The organism is Micromonospora sp. WMMD729 (assembly GCF_049315225.1).
In the GTDB taxonomy this organism is placed as follows: Bacteria; Actinomycetota; Actinomycetes; order Mycobacteriales; family Micromonosporaceae; genus Micromonospora.
In genome coordinates, this window is sequence record NZ_CP186059.1 from 665,404 (window position 1) to 682,799 (window position 17,396).

A 17,396-nucleotide genomic window follows, 5' to 3' on the forward strand; every position below is an offset into this window, starting at 1 on the left:
GCCTGGAATAGCTCGTTCAGGTGAACGGCGTGCGCCGCGTCCATCCGACGAAGCGGGTGAACAGCGCATCCGGGCCGGGCATTCCGTCGGGGTTGAGTCGCACCAGGTCGCCGGTCGCGTCGAACAGGTATCCCGCCATCTCGACGGCCAGCCCGACGAGGTCGTCGTCGTACACCGGTCGCAAAAGTCAGTCGAGCAGTCGGACACGGCCAGGTGCCACAGCCGCGCCGACAGACCCAGATCGGACGTACGGGCGCGTGCCCAACGGCAATCGCATGGCAATGAGCGGGCCTGAATTCGGGCGATGACATGCCACGATACTGGCGTTCGTTGGTTACCTGCATCAATAGTCAACAGACGCAACGTCTAGCGTTGTTTGCCGATTACCACGCGTTGTTGCTTACCGTCAAGGGCATGGATCTGGTCGGCGTTGCGGAGATCCGAGAGATGCTCGGCGGGATCAGCCGGCAGCGGGTCAGCATCATCGCGAACAGCAAGGGGTTTCCCGACCCGGTTGCCGTGCTCGCGATGGGCAAGGTGTGGCGTCGGCGGGATGTCGCCCGCTGGATCGCTGAACACAGACCCAGTCAGGACTGAGTCGATACGACAGCGAGAGCCCTGATCGCCCGTGTTGATCGACTCGGGTTTCTTGAAACCGGGGCGTCGGAGGCGGTAGGACAGCGCGGTTTCCGTAAACCCGAGTGGATCAGGCGGGCCGGCGGATCGTTGGCTGCTCGGCGGTTCTCCGCGCGGCGTGTCGTACCGCTGAGCAGCCAACGATCATGGCTGGGCGCTGCGTGCGGGCGGCCGGGTGGCGGGTGGGGCGAGGGCGGCGACCAGCACCGCGACCATGGTCAGCGCGGCACCCAGCAGGGTGTTCACGCCGGGGTGGGAGGCCGCTGTGGGCAGCACCAGGTCCAGCAGCACGGCCCCGACGATCTGGCCGGCGATGGTGGCCAGGCCGAGCAGCAGCACACCGGTGAAGCGCACGATGGCGGCGGCGATCGCGATGAACACGATGCCGATCGGACCGCCCAGGTAGAGCCAGGGCTCGCTCGGCGCGTGGCCGGTCGGCCAGCCTCGTACGGCGATGTCGATCGCGAACGCGACAAGCAGAGTGGTCGTGCCGACGGCGAAGTTGACGAGCGTGGCGGTCAACGCGCTGTCGGCCGTCGCCCGGACCTGCCCGTTGACCGCCTGCTGCCAGGCGATGCCCACGCCGGCCAGCAGCGGCAACAGGGCCAGCACCAGTCCGCCCGGGTCGCCGAGCCGGTCACCGACCGCCAGGACGACCGCGAGCACGGTGAGTACCGCGCCGGCCAGGCGCTGCCGGGTGACCGGCTGCCGACCGGTCGGGCCGATGCCGGCGCGGTCGACGGCGAGGCTGCTGCCGGACTGGCCGGCGACCACCGCGACGGTGAAGACCGCCACCCCCAGCGACCCGATGGTGAGCCCCTGCGTGGCCACCAGGAACGCGCCGCACATTCCGCCGAGGCACTGCCACGGGCGTAGCGTGCCGGCCTTGAGGGCACGCCGGACGGCGAGCAGCCCGCGCCGGCCGGCGGGGATGGCCGGCACCAGCACCAGCAGCACCACCAGGCCCAGCCCGAACGAGACCACCGCGGCGGCGAACCCGTCGGCCAGGCGTACGCCCAACTCGCCGTTGATCCGAGACTGCGCCGCCACCGCGACCCCGGAGACCGACGCCAGCGCGACGCCGATGATCCGGCGGGTGGCTGGCAGGACCGGCGGGGCCGCGGTGCCGGTGCCGCTCACTCCTGCTCGGCGAGCGGGCGACCGTCGAAGTCGACCGCGGAGTAGAGCGCCAACTTCTCCAGCCGGTGGTACGAGTCGATGACCCGGATGGTGCCGCTCTTCGAGCGCATGACGATCGACTGGGTGTACGCGCCGCCGGCCCGGTAGCGCACCCCGCGCAGCAGATCACCCGAGGTGACCCCGGTCGCCACGAAGAAGCAGTTGTCCCCGGTGACCAGGTCGTCGGTGCCGAGCACCCGGTCCAGGTCGTGCCCGGCGGCGAGGGCCTTCTCCCGTTCCTCGGCGTCGCGCGGCCAGAGCTTGGCCTGCATCGCGCCGCCCATGCACTTGAGTGCGCAGGCCGAGATGATGCCCTCCGGGGTGCCGCCGATGCCCATGAGCACGTCGACGTCCGATTCGCCCCGGGCCGCCAGGATGGAGCCGGCGATGTCGCCGTCGGAGATGAACCTGATGCCCGCCCCGGCCCGCCGGATCTGGGTCACCAGGTCGTCGTGCCGGCTGCGGTCCAGTACGCAGACCGTCACCTCGGAGACGTCGGTGCCCTTGACCTTGGCGATCCGGCGGAGGTTCTCGGCCACCCCGGCGTTGATGTCGATCACGTCGGCGTACGCGGGGCCGACCGCGAGCTTCTCCATGTAGAAGACCGCACTGGGGTCGAACATCGCGCCCCGCTCCGAGACGGCGAGCACCGCGAGGGCGTTCGGCATGCCCTTGCTCATCAGGGTCGTGCCGTCCACCGGGTCGACCGCGACGTCCACCTCCGGGCCGGTGCCGTCCCCGACGTGTTCGCCGTTGAAGAGCATCGGGGCGTTGTCCTTCTCGCCCTCGCCGATCACCACGATGCCCCGCATCTGGATCGAGTTGATCAGTTTGCGCATGGCGTCGACCGCGGCGCCGTCGCCGCCCTCCTTGTCGCCCCGGCCCACCCAGCGGCCTGCGGCCATCGCCGCGGCCTCGGTGACCCGTACCAGGTCGAGGGCCAGGTTACGGTCGAGATCCTGTGGGATCCGCGTCCTGGTGTTCGTCATGACGGCTGCTCCTCCTCGCGACGGTGCGGGGACGGCCGGCGGCGGGGTGCACCGCTGCCGGCTTTGTCGCTGATCCTCACACGATGGCCGACCGAGCGCCGGTGCGGGGCGGTGATGGGCCGGATACCGCCGGTCGGGCGGCTGCGAAGATGGCAGGGTGGAACCCGCACAGCCTGCTGACCGCGTACCCGCCGATCGCACGCCGCCCGACGGCCAGCCACCGGCCGACCTCCCGGACGCCCCCGGCGCCGGGCCCGCCGCGACGAGCCCGGCGGAGTCGACGGCGTCGACCACCGACGAGCCGGCTCTCGTCGCCGGTGCGGCGACCCCGGAGGTCGAGCCGGCCCGCGTCGAGCCGGCGCGGCCGTCGCCGCCCCCGGCGGCGGCGGCGACGGCCAAGGCCGAGCGATCGCCCAAGGACATGGCGATCTCGCTGCTGGTACTGCTCATCCCGATCGCGCTGCTGCTCGCCTTCTACCGGGGCTTCCTCGGCGGGGACCAGGCCACCACCGTCGATCCGGCCCCGGCGATCGAGCAGGCGCGGTCCGCCAACGCCTTCGCCGTGAGCCAGCCGCAGGACCTGGGCTCCGGCTGGCGTACGGTCAGCGCCCGCTACCAGACCGTCGAGGGCGGCGGGACCCTGCGGATCGGCTACCTCACGCCGGAGGGCAGGGGTGTGCAACTCGTGCAGAGCAACGTGCCGGCCGAGCGGCTGCTCCCGGCCGAGTTGACCGACCAGGGCCAGCCACAGGGTCCGACAGAATTGGATGGCCGCACCTGGCAGCGGTACACGGCCCGGGGGAACCAGCAGGCGCTGGCCCTGTTGGAGCCGACCCGGACGGTGCTCGTGATCGGTGACGCACGGGACAACGAGCTGCGGGAGTTGGCCGGCGCCCTGCGCTGAGACGTCCACAGTCGATAAGACCCCCACGCCAAAGGGCTCATCCGTTAGGCTCCCTCGGCTCGGTCCGGCCGCACGCTGCGGCCGGACCATGTCCATCTCTTGAAGTGAGAACTCAGTGAACATTCGACGGTGGAGCTTCGGCTTCCTCGCCGCCACCCTGCTCGTCCCCGGCCTGGCCGCGTGCAAGTCCGACGCTGCCGAGCCGGCTGCCGCCCCCAGCGCGTCCGCTCCGGCCGTACCGGCCGACCCGAAGGAGGCGCTGCTCGCCTCCACGAAGGAGATGGCCAAGGGCGACTTCACGTTCACCATCGCGGGCGCCGACCTGACCGGCGGTGGCCTGGTGCACAAGCCCAGCAACAGCGCGCAGTTGACCATGAAGATGGGTGACGCCTCCGAGGACGTGTCGATGGAGATGGACCTCATCTACATCGACTCGGAGAGCTGGGTGCGGATGGAGATCGGCGGCGCCATGGCGGCCATGGTCCCCGAGCTGTCCAAGAACAAGGGCAAGTACCAGCACCTCGACAAGACCAAGGCCAAGGACATCAAGGACCTCCAGCTCGACCCGGAGTCGCTCGACCCGGTCGACAGCGAGACCCTGGTCAAGGGTGTGACCGAGGTGCAGAAGACCGGCGAGGGCACGTACGCCGGCAAGATCGACATCAGTGCCGCCTCGACCGAGTCGGTCGCCCTCGACGAGGACGTGGTCAAGGCGCTCGGCGCGCAGGCCAAGGCGCTGCCGTTCACCGCCAAGCTGGACCCGCAGGGCCGCCTCACCGAGCTGGTCATCTCGGTGCCGGCCGCCGGCGAGGCCGCCGCGCACGACATCAAGATCGGGTACGCGGGCTACGGCGCCGGCACCGGCGCGCAGAAGCCGCCGGCGGACAAGGTGGTCGAGGCCTCGGCGGAGACGTACGAGATGTTCAAGTAGGCCGCCCGATCGGGCCGGGGTGACCACGGGTCACCCCGGCCCGCTCTGTTCGGTATCCCGGGGTGGGCGAACAACCGGACAACAAGGGTGATTGTCCGACGCGTCGACAGGGAACAAGAGGGGAGCGATCCGGGCGCGCCGCTCGGCCCGGATCGTGCGACGTGGCCGAAGGGCTGCCGCGTCGCCCGGTTTCCGGCGCCGACCAGGTCGTCGGGTGACCCCCTTGGGAGACACGTATGACTGTTCGACGACTGGGTGCCGGCCTGGTAGCCGCCGCCCTGTTCACGCCCGCCCTGGCCGCCTGCGCCGGTGGCACCACCGGTACCGCCGGCTCGACCGCGTCCCCGACGGTGAGCGCGTCCGGTGCGCCGAGCCAGTCCGGCGGCGCGCCGGTCTCCGGCGACGCCAAGCAGGCCCTGCTCGACTCCACCAAGGCGATCAGCGACGGCAACTTCCGGTTCACCCTCTCCGGCGCCGGCTCCACCGCCGAAGGGCAGGTGCACCAGCCGAGTCAGAGCGCCGCGCTGAAGTTCGCCATCGGCGGTCCCTCCTCCGACCTGGCCATGAAGCTCGACGTGATCCACGCCAAGCCGGACAGCTGGGTGAAGCTGGAACTGAGCGGGCCCACCGCCAACAGCCTGCCCGCCATCAAGCAGCTCAACCTCGGCAAGTACCAGCACCTCGACCAGGCCCGCATCAAGGGCAACAAGAACCTCGGCTTCGACTTCGACAAGGTCGATCCGGCCGGCAGCGCCGTGCTGACCCAGGGCATCACCGAGGTCCGCAGCACCGGCACCGGCACGTACGCCGGCACCATCGACGTGACCAAGGCCGCCGAGGCGGGCTCGCTGAACGCCGCCACCATCGCCGCGCTGGGCACCCAGGCGAAGACCGTTCCGTTCACCGCGAAGGTCGACCCGCAGGGCCGGCTGAGCGAACTGGTGCTGCAACTCCCGGCCTCCGGGCAGACCACGGCCCAGGAGATCAAGATGACGTACTCCGACTACGGCTCCGCCAGCCCGGCCCAGAAGCCGCCGGCGGACCAGGTCGTCGAGGCGCCCGCCGAGCTGTACAGCCTGTTCAACTGACCGTCGTACGGGTGGGGTGGCTCCGGCCATCCCACCCGACGATCAGGCGGACGGCGCCTCGCGGGCGGCGTCGATCCGCGCCCGTGCCCCGTCCAGCCAGCGCTGGCAGATCACCGCCAACGCCTCGCCGCGCTCCCACAGCGCCAGCGACTCCTCCAGGGACGTGCCGCCGGCCTCCAGCCGCTCGACCACCGAAGCCAGTTCGGCGCGGGCCTGCTCGTAGCTGAGCCGCTCGTCCGGCCCGGCCTTCGTGTCGTCAGTCATCGCGTCCATCTCAGCACACCCCGGTCGGCGTCACCGCGTCGCCACGTCCCCGTCGACCGTCGCGGCCAGCTCGCCCTCGGCGAGGCGTACCCGTAAAGGGTCGCCCTTGCCGACCTCGGCCGCCGCCCGGACGACGTGCCCGTCGGCGCGCTGCACGATCGCGTACCCGCGGTCGAGGGTCGCGGCGGGGGAGAGGGCACGCAGCCGGGCGAGGGTGTGCCGCAGGTCGTCGTCGGCGGCCGCGAGTCGGTGGTCCAGGCAGCGCCCGGCGCGCTGCCGCAGCGCGGCCAGCTCGGTGGCGCGGTGCTCCACCATCACCTGCGGTCGGGCCAGCACGGGTCGAGACCGCAGGCTGTCGAGGCGGTGCGACTCCCGGTCGACCAGGTTGCGCACCGCCCGCTGGAGCCGGTGCCGGGCCTGCCCGATGAGGCGTACCTCCTCGGTGAGGTCGGGAACCACCCGCTTGGCGGCGTCCGTCGGGGTGGAGGCCCGCAGGTCGGCGACGTAGTCGATCAGCGGCGCGTCGGTCTCGTGGCCGATCGCGCTGACCACCGGGGTACGGCAACCGAAGACGGCGCGGCACAGCGCCTCGTCGGAGAAGGGCAGCAGGTCCTCGATGCCGCCGCCACCCCGGGCGATGATGATCACGTCGATGCTCGGGTCCGCGTCCAGGACCTTGAGCGCGTCCACGATCTGCGGCACGGCGGACGGGCCCTGCACGGCCACGTTGACCGTCCGGAACTCCACGGCCGGCCAGCGCCGCCGCGCGTTGGTCAGCACGTCCCGCTCGGCGGCGGAAGCACGGCCGGTGATGAGACCGATCCGGCCGGGAAGGAACGGCAACCGGCGCTTGCGGGCCCGGTCGAACAGTCCCTCGGCGGCGAGCAGCTTCTTGAGCTTCTCCAACCGGGCCAGCAGCTCACCGAGGCCCACCTGCCGGATCTCGTCGGCCCGCAGGCTCAAGGTGCCCCGGGCGGCGTAGAACTCCGGCTTGGCGTGCAGCACCACCCGGGCGCCCTCGCGCAACTCCGGCGCACCGGCGTCGAGCACGTCCCGGTTGGTGGTGACGGTCAGGCTCAGGTCGGCGGACGGGTCACGCAGGGTCAGGAAGACCGTGGTGGCCCCGGGACGGCGGCTGATCTGCGCCACCTGCCCGTCCACCCACACCCAGCCCAGCTTGGCGATCCACGCCCCGACCTTCTGCGAGACGACCCGGACCGGCCAAGGCTCCTCAGCGCTGCTCCGCGCAGCATCCCCACCCCCACCACTCACGCACCCACCCTACGACCACCCCACTGACCCCCGTTGATCATGAAGTTATTGCGCTCGGTGGCGGCGTGTCGTGGCAATAACTTCATGATCGACGAGCTGGGCGGGGGCCGGGCGGGGTTCGGGTCGGGAGGTGGGGGAGGAGGGGGCACGTAGGATGGGGGTGTGACTGATCTCCGGAGCGGCAAGCGCGTGCTTTTGGCCAAGCCTCGCGGCTACTGCGCGGGTGTGGACCGTGCGGTGCAGACCGTCGAGGAGGCGCTGAAGCTGTACGGCGCCCCGATCTACGTCCGCAAGCAGATCGTGCACAATAAGCACGTCGTGCAGACCCTGGAGGCCCAGGGCGCGATCTTCGTGGAGGAGAACGAGGAGGTGCCGGAGGGCTCGACCGTCATCTTCTCCGCGCACGGCGTGGCGCCCGAGGTCTACGAGCAGGCGCGCGAGCGTTCGCTGAAGGCCATCGACGCGACCTGCCCGCTGGTCACCAAGGTGCACCAGGAGGCGAAGCGGTTCGCCGCTGAGGACTACGACATCCTGCTGATCGGCCACGAGGGGCACGAGGAGGTCATCGGCACCGCCGGTGAGGCGCCCGCGCACATCCAGCTCGTGGACGGCCCGGACGGCGTCGACAAGGTCACCGTGCGCGACCCGGAGAAGGTGGTCTGGCTCTCCCAGACCACGCTCTCGGTGGACGAGACCCTGGAGACGGTCGCCCGGCTCAAGCAGCGGCTGCCACTGCTCCAGTCCCCGCCCAGCGACGACATCTGCTACGCCACCTCCAACCGGCAGCACGTGGTCAAGGAGATTGCCCCCGAGTGCGACGTGGTGATCGTCGTCGGCTCGACGAACTCCTCGAACTCGGTCCGGCTGGTCGAGGTCGCCCTGGACGCCGGTGCCCGCGCCGGTCACCTGATCGACTTCGCCCACGAGATCGACGACGCCTGGTTGGCCGACGCGCGTACGGTCGGCGTCTCCTCCGGAGCGAGCGTCCCGGAGGACCTGGTCCGCGATGTGCTGGCGCACCTGGCCGAGCGCGGCTTCGCCGACGTCGAGGAGATCACCACCGCCAACGAGCGGCTCACCTTCTCGCTTCCGCAGGAGCTGAAGCGGGACATGAAGGCCGCCGCGGCCCGCGGCTGACACCCGGTGGGAACGCCGCGCCCGTCCCGTGCGTCGAAGGCGACATGAGGACTCTTCGGCTCGTCGTTCCCGCCCTGGTCGTCTGCGCGGCGCTGAGCGCCTGCGGTGGAACCGACGGTCCCGCCACCACCCCCGGCGGCCCGTCGGCGACGACCGGCCAGCCCGCCCCCGCGTCGCCCACCACTCCCGAGTCGCCGACCACTCCCGCTCCGCCGCTCAAGTCGCCGGGCGGGCCCACCGTTCCGCCGCCGGTCGGCGGGGCCGAACTCACCGGCACGATCACCGCCGGGGTGGAGCCGAACTGTGTGCTCCTCGACGGGTACCTGCTGGTGGGCGGCCCCCGGGACGTGCTGACCCCCGGCGCCACCGTGACCGTCACCGGCCGGGTGGAGAAGGGCACGATGACCACCTGCCAGCAGGGCACGCCGTTCGTCGTGGAGAGCGCCAACCGCCGTTAGGCCGGGTGCGGGCGGTCGGCGTCGTCCAGCAGCTCCGGCGCCTGCGGCTGCCGGGGGGTCAGCTCGACCTGGGCGGGGGCCGCCAGCTCCTCGTCCGAGACGCCCAGTTCGGCGAGCTTGCGGGCGCTGACCAGCACCCGCGCTTCCAGCGAGCCGACCGCCCGGTTGTAGGCGGTCACCGCCCCGGTCAGCGACGACCCGAGCTTGCCCACGTGGTCGCCGAGGGTGGCGAGCCGGCCGTACAGCTCCCGGGCCAGGGTGTGCACCGCGAGCGCGTTGCGGGCCAGCGCCTCCTGCCGCCACGAGTAGGCCACCGTGCGCAGCAGCGCGACCAGGGTGGCCGGCGTGGCCAGCACGACATTGCGGGCGAACGCGTGCTCCAGCAGCGTCGGGTCGCGTTGGAGCGCGACGTCGAGGAACGGGTCCGCCGGGACGAACAGCACCACGAACTCGGGCGAGCTGTCGAACGCCGCCCAGTACGACTTGGCGGCCAGCGCGTCGACGTGCCCGCGCAGGTGCCGGGCGTGCGCGTCCAGGTAGGTGTCCCGACCCCGCTCGTCGCGGGCCTCCATGGCCGTCAGGTACGCGTCGAAGGGCGCCTTCGCGTCCACCACCACCGACCGACCGCCGTGCAGGCGTACCACCAGATCCGGGCGGACGACCTGATCGTCGGTGGCGGCGGTCACCTGCTCGGAGAAGTCGCAGTGCTCCAGCATCCCGGCCGCCTCGACGATCCGGCGCAGCTGGTGCTCGCCCCACCGGCCCCGCACCTGCGGCGCGCGCAGCGCGGCCACCAGCTGCTTCGTCTCGGTGCGCAGCTCCCCGGAGACCACGTTCATCGAGCGGACCTGCTCACGCAGCTCGGCGTACGCGTCGACGCGGTCGTGTTCCAGCTCGGCCACCCGCTGCTCGTACCGGCGCAGGCTGTCGTGCAGCGGCGCCACGGCCCGGGCCACCGCTTCCTGAGACTGCGCGGTGGCCTCGTAGCTCAACGCCCGCATGGACTGCTCCAGCCGGCCCTCGCCCTCGCGGGTGGCGGTCAGGGTGGCGTCCAGTCGGGCGATGTCGGCCGCCGACCGGGACCGGGCCGCGAACCAACCGACCGCCCCGCCGGCACCGAGGCACACGACCACCACCAGCAACGTCGAGACGTCCATCACCGGAGCTTGCCAGACGGGTACGACGTGACACCCGGGGGTACGTTCGTTGACATGGAAGCTCTGCTGTGCCTCGCGGTCGTCCTCGCCGGCGTGGTGGGTGCCGGCCTGCTCGCCTACTCCCGGGTCAACGCCCAGCGGCGTGCCGCGCTCGGCGACGCCCGGGCGGACGCGCAACGCTGGTACGAGCGCCTCGGCGGCCAGTTGATGACGCTGCACGGCGACGAGCCCGCCGTCCGGCAGGCGCTGGCCGACGCCGGGGAGCGTTACAACGCGGCCGGTTCCCAGTTGGAGCAGGCGCGGACGCCGCGCCAGTTCGAGCTCGCCCGGGAGACCGCGCTGGAAGGTCTGGCGTACATCCGGGCGGCGCGGACGGCGCTGGGCATCGATCCCGGGCCGGAGGTGCCGGCGCTCGCCGCCGCGCGGGGCGTCGGGCAGCTCACCAAGGAGCGCGAGGTCGACGTGCAGGGCCAGACCTTCCGGGCCGGCCCGCAGCCCGGTCGGGACACGCCCTACTACTACCCCGGCGGGCGGTACCACGGCCGCCCGGTGCCGGCCGGCTGGTACTCGACCCCCTGGTGGAAGACCGCGCTGGGCGCGGGCGCCGGCGTGCTCGGCGGCATGCTGATCGCGGACGCGCTGTTCTCACCGGCCTTCGCCGACCCCGGGTACGGCTACGACCAGGGCTACCAGGAGGGCTTCGGCGACGGCGCGGACTACGCCGACGACCAGGGCGCGGACTACGGCGACCAGGGCGGCGACTTCGGTGGCGGGGACCAGGCGGGCGACTTCGGCGGTGGCGACTACGCCGGTGGTGACTTCGGCGGGGGAGGCTTCGGCGACTTCGGCGGTGGCGACTTCGGTGGCGGTGATTTCGGCGGCGGCGACTTCTGACCCCACCCAGTCCGACGATCATGGAGTTGTGGTGCCCGCTTCGCCGCTGTTGGCGGCTTTCGCGGGGCACCACAACTCCATGATCGACCGGGCCTGACCGGCCCGGCCTCGGGCGTTCCGCTGGTCAGCCGGTGTTGCGCATGCCGGCGGCGATGCCGTTCACGGTGGTGAGCAACGCCCGCTCCAGGGCGGTGCCGTCGCTGGGCGCGCGTCGACCGCCCGGCGCGGTGGCGACCGCCCGGCCCGCCGCGCCGGACTCCCGGTACTGCCGCAGCAGCGCCACCTGAAGGTGGTGCAGCGGCTCCAGGTAGGTGTCGCGGACGGCCAGGGTGCGCTGGAGCACCGGCGAGTTCTCCAGCAGGGCCGGCGAGGCGGTCACCGCCAGCACCTCGCGCTTGGTCAGCTCGTATTCCCGCTCGATCTGCTCGAAGATCGGGTGCAGCTTCTTCGGCACCAGGGTCTCGACGTACCGGCGGGCGATGCTGAGGTCGGTCTTGGTCAGCATCATCTCGACGTTCGACAGGAACGTGCGGAAGAAGTGCCAGTTGCGGTGCATCTCGGCCAGCACGTCCGCCAACCCGGCCTCACGGGCGGCGGCCAGGCCGGAGCCGACACCGAACCAGCCCGGCACGATCTGCCGGGTCTGCGTCCAGCCGAACACCCACGGGATGGCCCGCAGCCCGGACAGCCCGGCACCGGTGTTCGGACGCTTCGCCGGCCGGGAGCCGATGTTCAGCGCGCCGAGCAGCTCGGTGGGCGTGGACGCCCAGAAGTACGCCGGCAGGTCCGGGTCCTCGACCAGCGACCGGTACGACCGGAACGCCGACTCGGACACCACGTCCATCGTCGCGTCCCAGCGTTCCAGCATCTCGGCCGGCTGCCGGGGCGCGGTGTGCAGCAGCGTCGCCTGCAGCACCGCCGCGAGGGTCAGCTCCAGGTTCTCCCGGGCCAGCGAGGGCAGGGTGTACTTGTCGGAGATGACCTCGCCCTGCTCGGTCACCTTGATCGCGCCGTCCAGCGTGCCGTACGGCTGGGCCAGGATCGCCTCGTGCGTCGGGCCACCGCCACGCCCGACCGTACCGCCGCGGCCGTGGAAGAGCCGCAGGTGTACGCCGTGCCGGGCGGCCACGTCACGCAGCGCGCGCTGGGCCCGGTGGATCGACCACTGGCTGGTGGTGATCCCGGCCTCCTTGTTCGAGTCCGAGTAGCCGAGCATCACCTCCTGCACGTCGCCACGGGCCGCGACCAGCGTCCGGTACGCGGGCAGCGAGAGCAGCTCGTCCAGGATCTCGCCGCCGGCGTTCAGCTCGCCCGGGGTCTCCAAGAGCGGCACGATGCCGATCCGGGCCCGTCCGGTGTGCACGTCGATCAGACCGGCCTCGCGGGCCAGCACTGCGGCGGCGAGGATGTCGTCCACGCCGAGGGTCATCGAGATGATGTACGACTCGATCACCTCGGCGCCGAACCGGTCCTGCGCCTCGCGGATCGTGCCGAAGACGTCGAAGGTCTTGCGGGCGCTCTCGGTCAGCGGCGTGTCGACAGTGGAGAGCGGTCGACGGCCGGTCAGCTCCTCGGCGAGCAGCTTGGTGCGCTCCAGCCTGCTCAGCGACGGGTAGTCGGACACCTCGCCGACCGCCGCGTAGAGCTGGGTGAGCACCTCGTGGTGCTTCTCCGCGTGCTCCCGGACGTCCATGGTCGCCAGGTGCAGGCCGAACGCGGACACCGTCCGGATGGTGGAGGCCAGCCGGCCGACGGCCGTGAGCTGCCCCGAGTTGCGGGCCAGCGAGGCGCGCAGCAGGTCCAGGTCGGCGATCAGCTCGGCCGAGCCCCGGTAGTCCCGACCCGGCACGTGGGCGGTGCCCTGGCGCAGCCGCTGCCGGGTGTTGGCCAGCTTGGCCTTCACGCAGCGCGCCTTGAGCCGGTACGGCTCCTCGGCGTTGACGCGACGGAACCGGGGCGCCACCTCGGGCAGCGCGTCGAGGTCGGCGGCGAGGCTGGCGGAGAGGTCCAACGACACCCCGCGCAGCCGGCGCGAGACGGAGACCTCGTTGATCAGGTGGTCCATCGCCTTCTCGGTGGCGGCGATGCCGTGCTCGTGCTGGATCCTCAGCACCTCGCGGGTGACCGCCGGGGTGACGAACGGGTTGCCGTCCCGGTCGCCGCCGATCCAGGTGCCGAAGCTCAGCGGGCGGGCCGTCGGCGACGTCTCCACACCGAGGGTGCGCAGCGTGTCGGCCAGGTCGTCGAGCACCTGCGGGGCGGCCTCGGCGTACAGGTCGCGCAGGTAGTAGATGGCGTTGCGGGCCTCGTCGGTCGGGTCCGGCCGGTCCAACCGCAGCTCGTCGGTCTGCCACATCAGGTCCAGCAGTTCGGACAGCCGCCGGTTGGCCGGACCCTCGTCGCTCGCGCCGTAGAGGATCGCGTTGGCGGTCTCGGTGTCCAACTCGTCGGCGATGGCCCGCAGCTTGGACAGGATCGAGCGGCGGGCCGCCTCGGTCGGGTGGGCGGTGAAGACCGGCCGGACCGCCAGCCGACGGGCGACGGCGGCGATCTCCTCGGCCGGCACCCCGCGCTCGGCGATCATCTTGGCCGCCTGGTCCAGCCAGCCGCCCTGCACGGCGCGGCGGCGGCGCAGGTCGCGGGCGCGGTGCACCTGCTCGGTGATGTTGGCCAGGTGGAAGTAGGTGGAGAAGGCGCGGGCCAGCTTGGTGCCGGTGGTCACATCGAGCCCGCCGAGCCGTTGGGCGGCGGCCGGGACGTCGGTGCGTACCTGGGCGCGGATCTCCTCGACGAGGTCGAGCAGCGGGCGGCCCTCCTGACGGGCCAGGGTCTGACCGAGGAGGGTGCCGAGCCGGCGGATGTCGGCGCGCAGCGCGGCGTCCGGGCCGTCGTGGTCGTGCTGGTCGGTCACGATGCGCTCCTTACGTGAGTACGAAGGACAGCGCTGTCCGACTCCCTGGATGGTATCCGCGCCGGCCCCTCCGGCAGGAGGGGCTCTCCGCATGCCGCGTCGTGAGACGGAACACCCCGGAGATCACCTCAGGGTCTTGCGCGGGTGGGTGCCCGTCCTCCCCGCAGCACGGTCGCGGCGAGCAGGGCCGCCAGGGCGAGCACCGCCCACAGCACCAGCCCGGTCAGCGGCCAGCCGATCGAGCGCCGGTCGAAGTACACCGCCGACTTGAGCAGGTCGGTGGCCAGCCCGGGGATGTTCCACCGGTGCATGCCGCGCAGCCAGGTGGGCAGGAACTCCGGGGCGTAGATGCCGCCGGAGCCCGGGTTGCCGAGCACCACCAGCAGCAGGATGACCAGCCCGGTGCCGAGCACACCCAACCAGCCCTGCACTGCGGCGGCCACCATGGCGGCGGCGAAGGCGGCCAGCATGCCGGTGCCGGCGACGGCCGGCAGGTCGTGGTGCCAGACGTCCAGCACCGGGCCCACGATCACCGCGCCGGCGATGCCGAGCACCACGCTGTAGACGGCGAGCGCCCCGATCCGTACGCCCGCGCGGCGCAGGGTACGCGGCGTGGTGCCGACCGAGATGCCGAGCGCGGTCGAGGCCAGGTACCCGCCGAGGACGCACCCGATCGCCAGGTAGAACGGGACCAGACCGCGCGGGTCGGTGTCGGCGACCGGCACCTCGTCGGCTACCCGCAGGGGCCGGCGGGACTGCTCGGCAGCGGCGGTGAGCACCTGGACGACCACCTCGGTGGCGGCCGGCGCGTTGGCGCTGGCGGTGGTCAGGACCAGCCCGCCGTCGGGGGTCGCGGCGAGCACCCCGTACACCTCTCGGCTGGTCAGGCCGTCGTCGGCGGCGCCCGGGTCGGCGTACTCGACGGTCTTGATCGTGTCGGTCCGGTCGCGGACGGCGGCCAGCAGCGTGTGGGCGGCCTGGTCATTTCTCGCCACGCCGACCGGCACGTCGCGGGGGTGGGGTTGGTGCAGGGCGCCGACGTACGCGGCGATGAACGCGACGGCCAGCACGAGGGTGCCGAGCAGCAGTCCGGCGGTACGGAGGAGCTGGTCGCGTATCCGCACCTCCGGCGACTCGTCCACCAGGTCAGCCTAGGGTGGGTTTCGCCCCGTTTGGAGCACTTTTCCCCGCAGGTGACCGGTCCCGACCAGGGCCCGGCTCAGCCGAGCAATTTTCTTCAAGACCCGGCCGGGCGTGCGCCGCGAGGATGGTTCCTGTCGGTCCGCAGGTCGCCCCGGCGGGGTGGCCGGACCGGAGCACGCGGGCCTGTTCGGGGAGGCCCGACGCCCCGGAGCGGACCGCGCCGATGGAGGTGCCGCACGCCCCCGGGTACGGCACCTCCACCGGCGTCCGGGATCAGGCGGCGACGCCCGGGTCCGCCTCGGCGGCGGTGAGCAGGCGACGCAGGCGTGCCGGCGGATGACCCACCTGCTCGCGGACCACCCGGGTCAGATGAGCCTGGTCGGCGAAGCCGTACTCGCTGGCGAGCGCGCCCAGCGGACGGCCGTCGGGCTCGGCGAGGGTGTCCAGTACGGCGCGCACCCGCAGGCGGTTGCGGTAGGCGGTCAGGCTGCTGCCGGTCACCCGCTGGAACACCCGGCTGAGGTGGTGCGGTGAGCTGCCCACCTCCCGGGCCACGTCGTTCAGGCCGAGGGTGAAATCGGAGTGGGCGAGCACCTCGCGCGCCCGGTCGGCGAGCCGCCGGTGCGCGGCCAGGGTGGCCGGCCGTCGGCGCACGGCCCGCTCGACCTCGGCGTCCCCGTCGTCGCCGGCGATGGCACCGTGGTGCAGCAGGCGGCCCAGGAACCGCTGGAGCCGTTCGGCCATCTCGAACCGGTCGAGCCCGCGCCGGAACTCGGCCACCAGCAGCCGGTGCGCCAGGTCCAGCGTGGCGTCCGAGGTGCCGGCCCAGCCGCCCCGGTCCAGCCAGCGCTGGGCGTCCGGCCGTTCCGCCAGCACCGCCGGGTCGATCTCCAGGCAGGTGTACGAGTCGCCGCAGCCGAACGGGTGCGCCACGGCCATCTCGTCCCCGGGTCGGGTGAGCAGCACGGACGTGGCGTCGGAGAGCTCAACCCGGCCGTTGAGCCGACGTCGGTACGCCCCGGACCGACCCAGCATGATCTTGTGGCGGTCCTGGGCGACGGTCTCCGTCCACCCGTGGTGCTCGACGATGCAGCGCACCTGGTAGATCAGGATCCCGTCCGGGTGCCCGAGCACCCGCCAACGGGCCGGTGTGGTGTGCCGACGCGGATCACTGCCGATCCCCTCAGCGGGCATCGCTGCCCCTGACCCCCTCCACCAGGGCGAAGGCGCGGACCGGGAAGGTGCCCATCCCGGCCACCATCGGTGGGGCGGCGGTGAACCGGAACCCGGTCGGCGGAAGCGCCGCCAGGCCGGTCAGGTGCTCCACGACCGGGATGCCGGCGGCGAGCAGGATGCTGTGCGCGGGGCGTACGCCGTTCGCCGCCGGACTCATGTCGTCGATGTTGATCGAGTCGATGCCGACCAGGGCCGCGCCCGCCTCGGCAAGGGCCCGGGCGCCGTCCTCGCTGAGGTACGGCGCCTTTGGAGCGCCGTACCGCTCGGTGCCGAAGTGCGCGTCCCAGCCGGTGTGCAGCAGCACCGCACGCCCGGCCACCTGGTACGGAGCCAGCATCAACCGGTCCACGGCCCGGGTGTCGGCCGGTACCCGGACCAGCACGGCGGGCAGGTCGGCGAGGCGGTCCAGCGGCATCCCGCTCAGATCCTCGCGGCCGGCCCAGCGGTGGACGGGGGTGTCCACGTACGTGCCGGTGTTGGCGATCATGTCGATCCGGGCCACGTGGAACTCGGTGCCCGGCGCGTACCGCTCCCGGGACGCCGCGTACGTCAGCCAGTCGCTGATCCGTGGGCCCGGCCACCCGGGCAGGGTGGTCATTCCGTCGCTGATGACGTGGCTCAACTCGACCAGCCGGCGACCGCTGCCGGCGGTGTTGACCGCGCGGCCGCCCTTGTGCGGCTCGCGGATCATCGTCTTCGCGCTGATCCGGACCTCGGCGACCATCAGCAGCCCGAGGTGCCGGACGAAGAGCGCGGCCAGGTCGTCGTCGGTGATCTCCCGCCCCGGCACGTCCAGCCGGAATCCCTCGGTGCGCAGGCCGCCCCCGTTGACGAAGCTCACCTCCGCGTCGAACTGCACCCGCCACTGCTCGTCCATCCCCCCACCCGAACATGCCGACTGGCGCCGGTCAAGATCCGTGCGTCGGCGGTGGCTCGGGGCCGTGTCCGGCGGGATTACGTGCGCGGGGATGCGGGGCCGCAGGGACGTCCCGCCCCAAGATCGCGCAAGAGCCAGTCGTTCCGCCCCCAAGATCGCGCAAGAACCAGGAAGTAGTGGTGACGACGCCCTGGTGAAACCACTACATCCAGGATTGAGCACGATCATGGCCTGGGCCACCCGCGCTGGCGCTCGTTCTCAAGATCCGCGCAACATCAGGGATGTTGCTGCTTCCGGAGCGTCTGACGCAGCAACATCGG

Annotated in this window: 17 protein-coding genes; 7 read left to right on the top strand and 10 right to left on the bottom strand. The window is 72.2% G+C overall.

What is annotated here, in order from left to right:
* Positions 1–16 precede the first annotated feature (16 nt).
* A complete protein-coding gene (locus ACN263_RS03115) occupies positions 17–175 on the bottom strand; it encodes a hypothetical protein (protein ID WP_422738314.1) in 159 nt (52 codons plus the stop codon).
* A gap of 239 nt (positions 176–414) precedes the next feature.
* Here ACN263_RS03115 and ACN263_RS03120 point away from each other — a divergent pair, with 239 nt between their 5' ends.
* Positions 415–597 (top strand): hypothetical protein, encoded by a 183-nt coding sequence (locus ACN263_RS03120; protein WP_039907349.1) that lies wholly within the window; start codon positions 415–417, stop codon positions 595–597.
* Between the two features lie 183 nt (positions 598–780).
* On the opposite strand, the gene ACN263_RS03125 is transcribed toward ACN263_RS03120, so the two are convergent.
* Positions 781–1,776, bottom strand: a complete 996-nt coding sequence (locus ACN263_RS03125) for a DMT family transporter (RefSeq protein ID WP_422738315.1) — start codon at positions 1,774–1,776, stop codon at positions 781–783.
* Positions 1,773–2,804: a class II fructose-bisphosphatase gene (glpX, locus tag ACN263_RS03130; RefSeq protein WP_422738316.1), complete on the bottom strand. Its 1,032-nt coding sequence runs from the start codon at positions 2,802–2,804 to the stop codon at positions 1,773–1,775. The genes ACN263_RS03125 and glpX overlap by 4 nt, the downstream gene beginning before the upstream one ends.
* A 157-nt stretch (positions 2,805–2,961) precedes the next feature.
* Between glpX and ACN263_RS03135 the strand changes: the two genes are divergently transcribed.
* The 3 genes from ACN263_RS03135 to ACN263_RS03145 all read left to right on the top strand — a co-directional run bounded on the left by ACN263_RS03135 (position 2,962) and on the right by ACN263_RS03145 (position 5,727).
* Complete coding sequence (locus ACN263_RS03135) at positions 2,962–3,708, top strand: DUF4245 family protein (RefSeq protein WP_422738317.1); 747 nt, start codon at positions 2,962–2,964, stop codon at positions 3,706–3,708.
* A 115-nt stretch (positions 3,709–3,823) separates the two neighbouring features.
* Positions 3,824–4,639, top strand: coding sequence for a hypothetical protein (locus ACN263_RS03140; protein WP_422738318.1), 816 nt, complete (start codon positions 3,824–3,826; stop codon positions 4,637–4,639).
* Between the two features lie 236 nt (positions 4,640–4,875).
* Positions 4,876–5,727, top strand: a complete 852-nt coding sequence (locus ACN263_RS03145) for a hypothetical protein (protein ID WP_422738319.1) — start codon at positions 4,876–4,878, stop codon at positions 5,725–5,727.
* A gap of 42 nt (positions 5,728–5,769) precedes the next feature.
* Here the strand turns inward: ACN263_RS03145 and ACN263_RS03150 are convergent, their stop codons facing one another.
* Both ACN263_RS03150 and xseA read right to left on the bottom strand, forming a co-directional pair.
* Positions 5,770–5,991 (bottom strand): exodeoxyribonuclease VII small subunit, encoded by a 222-nt coding sequence (locus tag ACN263_RS03150; RefSeq protein WP_422738320.1) that lies wholly within the window; start codon positions 5,989–5,991, stop codon positions 5,770–5,772.
* Between the two features lie 30 nt (positions 5,992–6,021).
* Positions 6,022–7,263, bottom strand: coding sequence for an exodeoxyribonuclease VII large subunit (gene xseA / locus ACN263_RS03155; RefSeq protein WP_422738321.1), 1,242 nt, complete (start codon positions 7,261–7,263; stop codon positions 6,022–6,024).
* 162 nt (positions 7,264–7,425) lie between these two features.
* On the opposite strand from xseA, the gene ACN263_RS03160 reads away from it, so the two are divergent.
* Both ACN263_RS03160 and ACN263_RS03165 read left to right on the top strand, forming a co-directional pair.
* Positions 7,426–8,400, top strand: coding sequence for a 4-hydroxy-3-methylbut-2-enyl diphosphate reductase (locus ACN263_RS03160; protein ID WP_422738322.1), 975 nt, complete (start codon positions 7,426–7,428; stop codon positions 8,398–8,400).
* A gap of 44 nt (positions 8,401–8,444) precedes the next feature.
* Positions 8,445–8,858, top strand: a complete 414-nt coding sequence (locus ACN263_RS03165) for a hypothetical protein (RefSeq protein WP_422738323.1) — start codon at positions 8,445–8,447, stop codon at positions 8,856–8,858.
* Here ACN263_RS03165 and ACN263_RS03170 read toward each other — a convergent pair.
* Complete coding sequence (locus tag ACN263_RS03170; protein WP_422738324.1) at positions 8,855–10,015, bottom strand: DNA recombination protein RmuC; 1,161 nt, start codon at positions 10,013–10,015, stop codon at positions 8,855–8,857. The genes ACN263_RS03165 and ACN263_RS03170 overlap by 4 nt on opposite strands.
* 54 nt (positions 10,016–10,069) lie before the next feature.
* Here ACN263_RS03170 and ACN263_RS03175 point away from each other — a divergent pair, with 54 nt between their 5' ends.
* A complete protein-coding gene (locus ACN263_RS03175; RefSeq protein ID WP_422738325.1) occupies positions 10,070–10,909 on the top strand; it encodes a hypothetical protein in 840 nt (279 codons plus the stop codon).
* Between the two features lie 124 nt (positions 10,910–11,033).
* On the opposite strand, the gene ppc is transcribed toward ACN263_RS03175, so the two are convergent.
* The 4 genes from ppc to ACN263_RS03195 all read right to left on the bottom strand — a co-directional run bounded on the left by ppc (position 11,034) and on the right by ACN263_RS03195 (position 17,076).
* Positions 11,034–13,820, bottom strand: coding sequence for a phosphoenolpyruvate carboxylase (gene ppc / locus ACN263_RS03180; RefSeq protein WP_422738326.1), 2,787 nt, complete (start codon positions 13,818–13,820; stop codon positions 11,034–11,036).
* 128 nt (positions 13,821–13,948) lie between these two features.
* Positions 13,949–14,962: a hypothetical protein gene (locus ACN263_RS03185; protein WP_422738327.1), complete on the bottom strand. Its 1,014-nt coding sequence runs from the start codon at positions 14,960–14,962 to the stop codon at positions 13,949–13,951.
* A 274-nt stretch (positions 14,963–15,236) separates the two neighbouring features.
* A complete protein-coding gene (locus ACN263_RS03190; protein ID WP_422738328.1) occupies positions 15,237–16,157 on the bottom strand; it encodes a helix-turn-helix domain-containing protein in 921 nt (306 codons plus the stop codon).
* Positions 16,147–17,076 carry a cyclase family protein gene (locus ACN263_RS03195; RefSeq protein ID WP_422738329.1) on the bottom strand — a complete coding sequence of 310 codons (930 nt, stop codon included), beginning with the start codon at positions 17,074–17,076 and terminating at the stop codon, positions 16,147–16,149. The genes ACN263_RS03190 and ACN263_RS03195 overlap by 11 nt, the downstream gene beginning before the upstream one ends.
* Positions 17,077–17,396: the final 320 nt, after the last annotated feature.

Coding starts and splice junctions, on each gene's coding strand:
- ACN263_RS03120 (WP_039907349.1), top strand. CDS start 415: ATGGATCTGGTCGGCGTTGCGGAGATCCGAGAGATGCTCGGCGGGATC.
- glpX (WP_422738316.1), bottom strand. CDS start 2,804: ATGACGAACACCAGGACGCGGATCCCACAGGATCTCGACCGTAACCTG.
- ACN263_RS03145 (WP_422738319.1), top strand. CDS start 4,876: ATGACTGTTCGACGACTGGGTGCCGGCCTGGTAGCCGCCGCCCTGTTC.
- ACN263_RS03150 (WP_422738320.1), bottom strand. CDS start 5,991: ATGACTGACGACACGAAGGCCGGGCCGGACGAGCGGCTCAGCTACGAG.
- ACN263_RS03165 (WP_422738323.1), top strand. CDS start 8,445: ATGAGGACTCTTCGGCTCGTCGTTCCCGCCCTGGTCGTCTGCGCGGCG.
- ACN263_RS03170 (WP_422738324.1), bottom strand. CDS start 10,015: ATGGACGTCTCGACGTTGCTGGTGGTGGTCGTGTGCCTCGGTGCCGGC.
- ACN263_RS03175 (WP_422738325.1), top strand. CDS start 10,070: ATGGAAGCTCTGCTGTGCCTCGCGGTCGTCCTCGCCGGCGTGGTGGGT.
- ACN263_RS03190 (WP_422738328.1), bottom strand. CDS start 16,157: ATGCCCGCTGAGGGGATCGGCAGTGATCCGCGTCGGCACACCACACCG.
- ACN263_RS03195 (WP_422738329.1), bottom strand. CDS start 17,076: ATGGACGAGCAGTGGCGGGTGCAGTTCGACGCGGAGGTGAGCTTCGTC.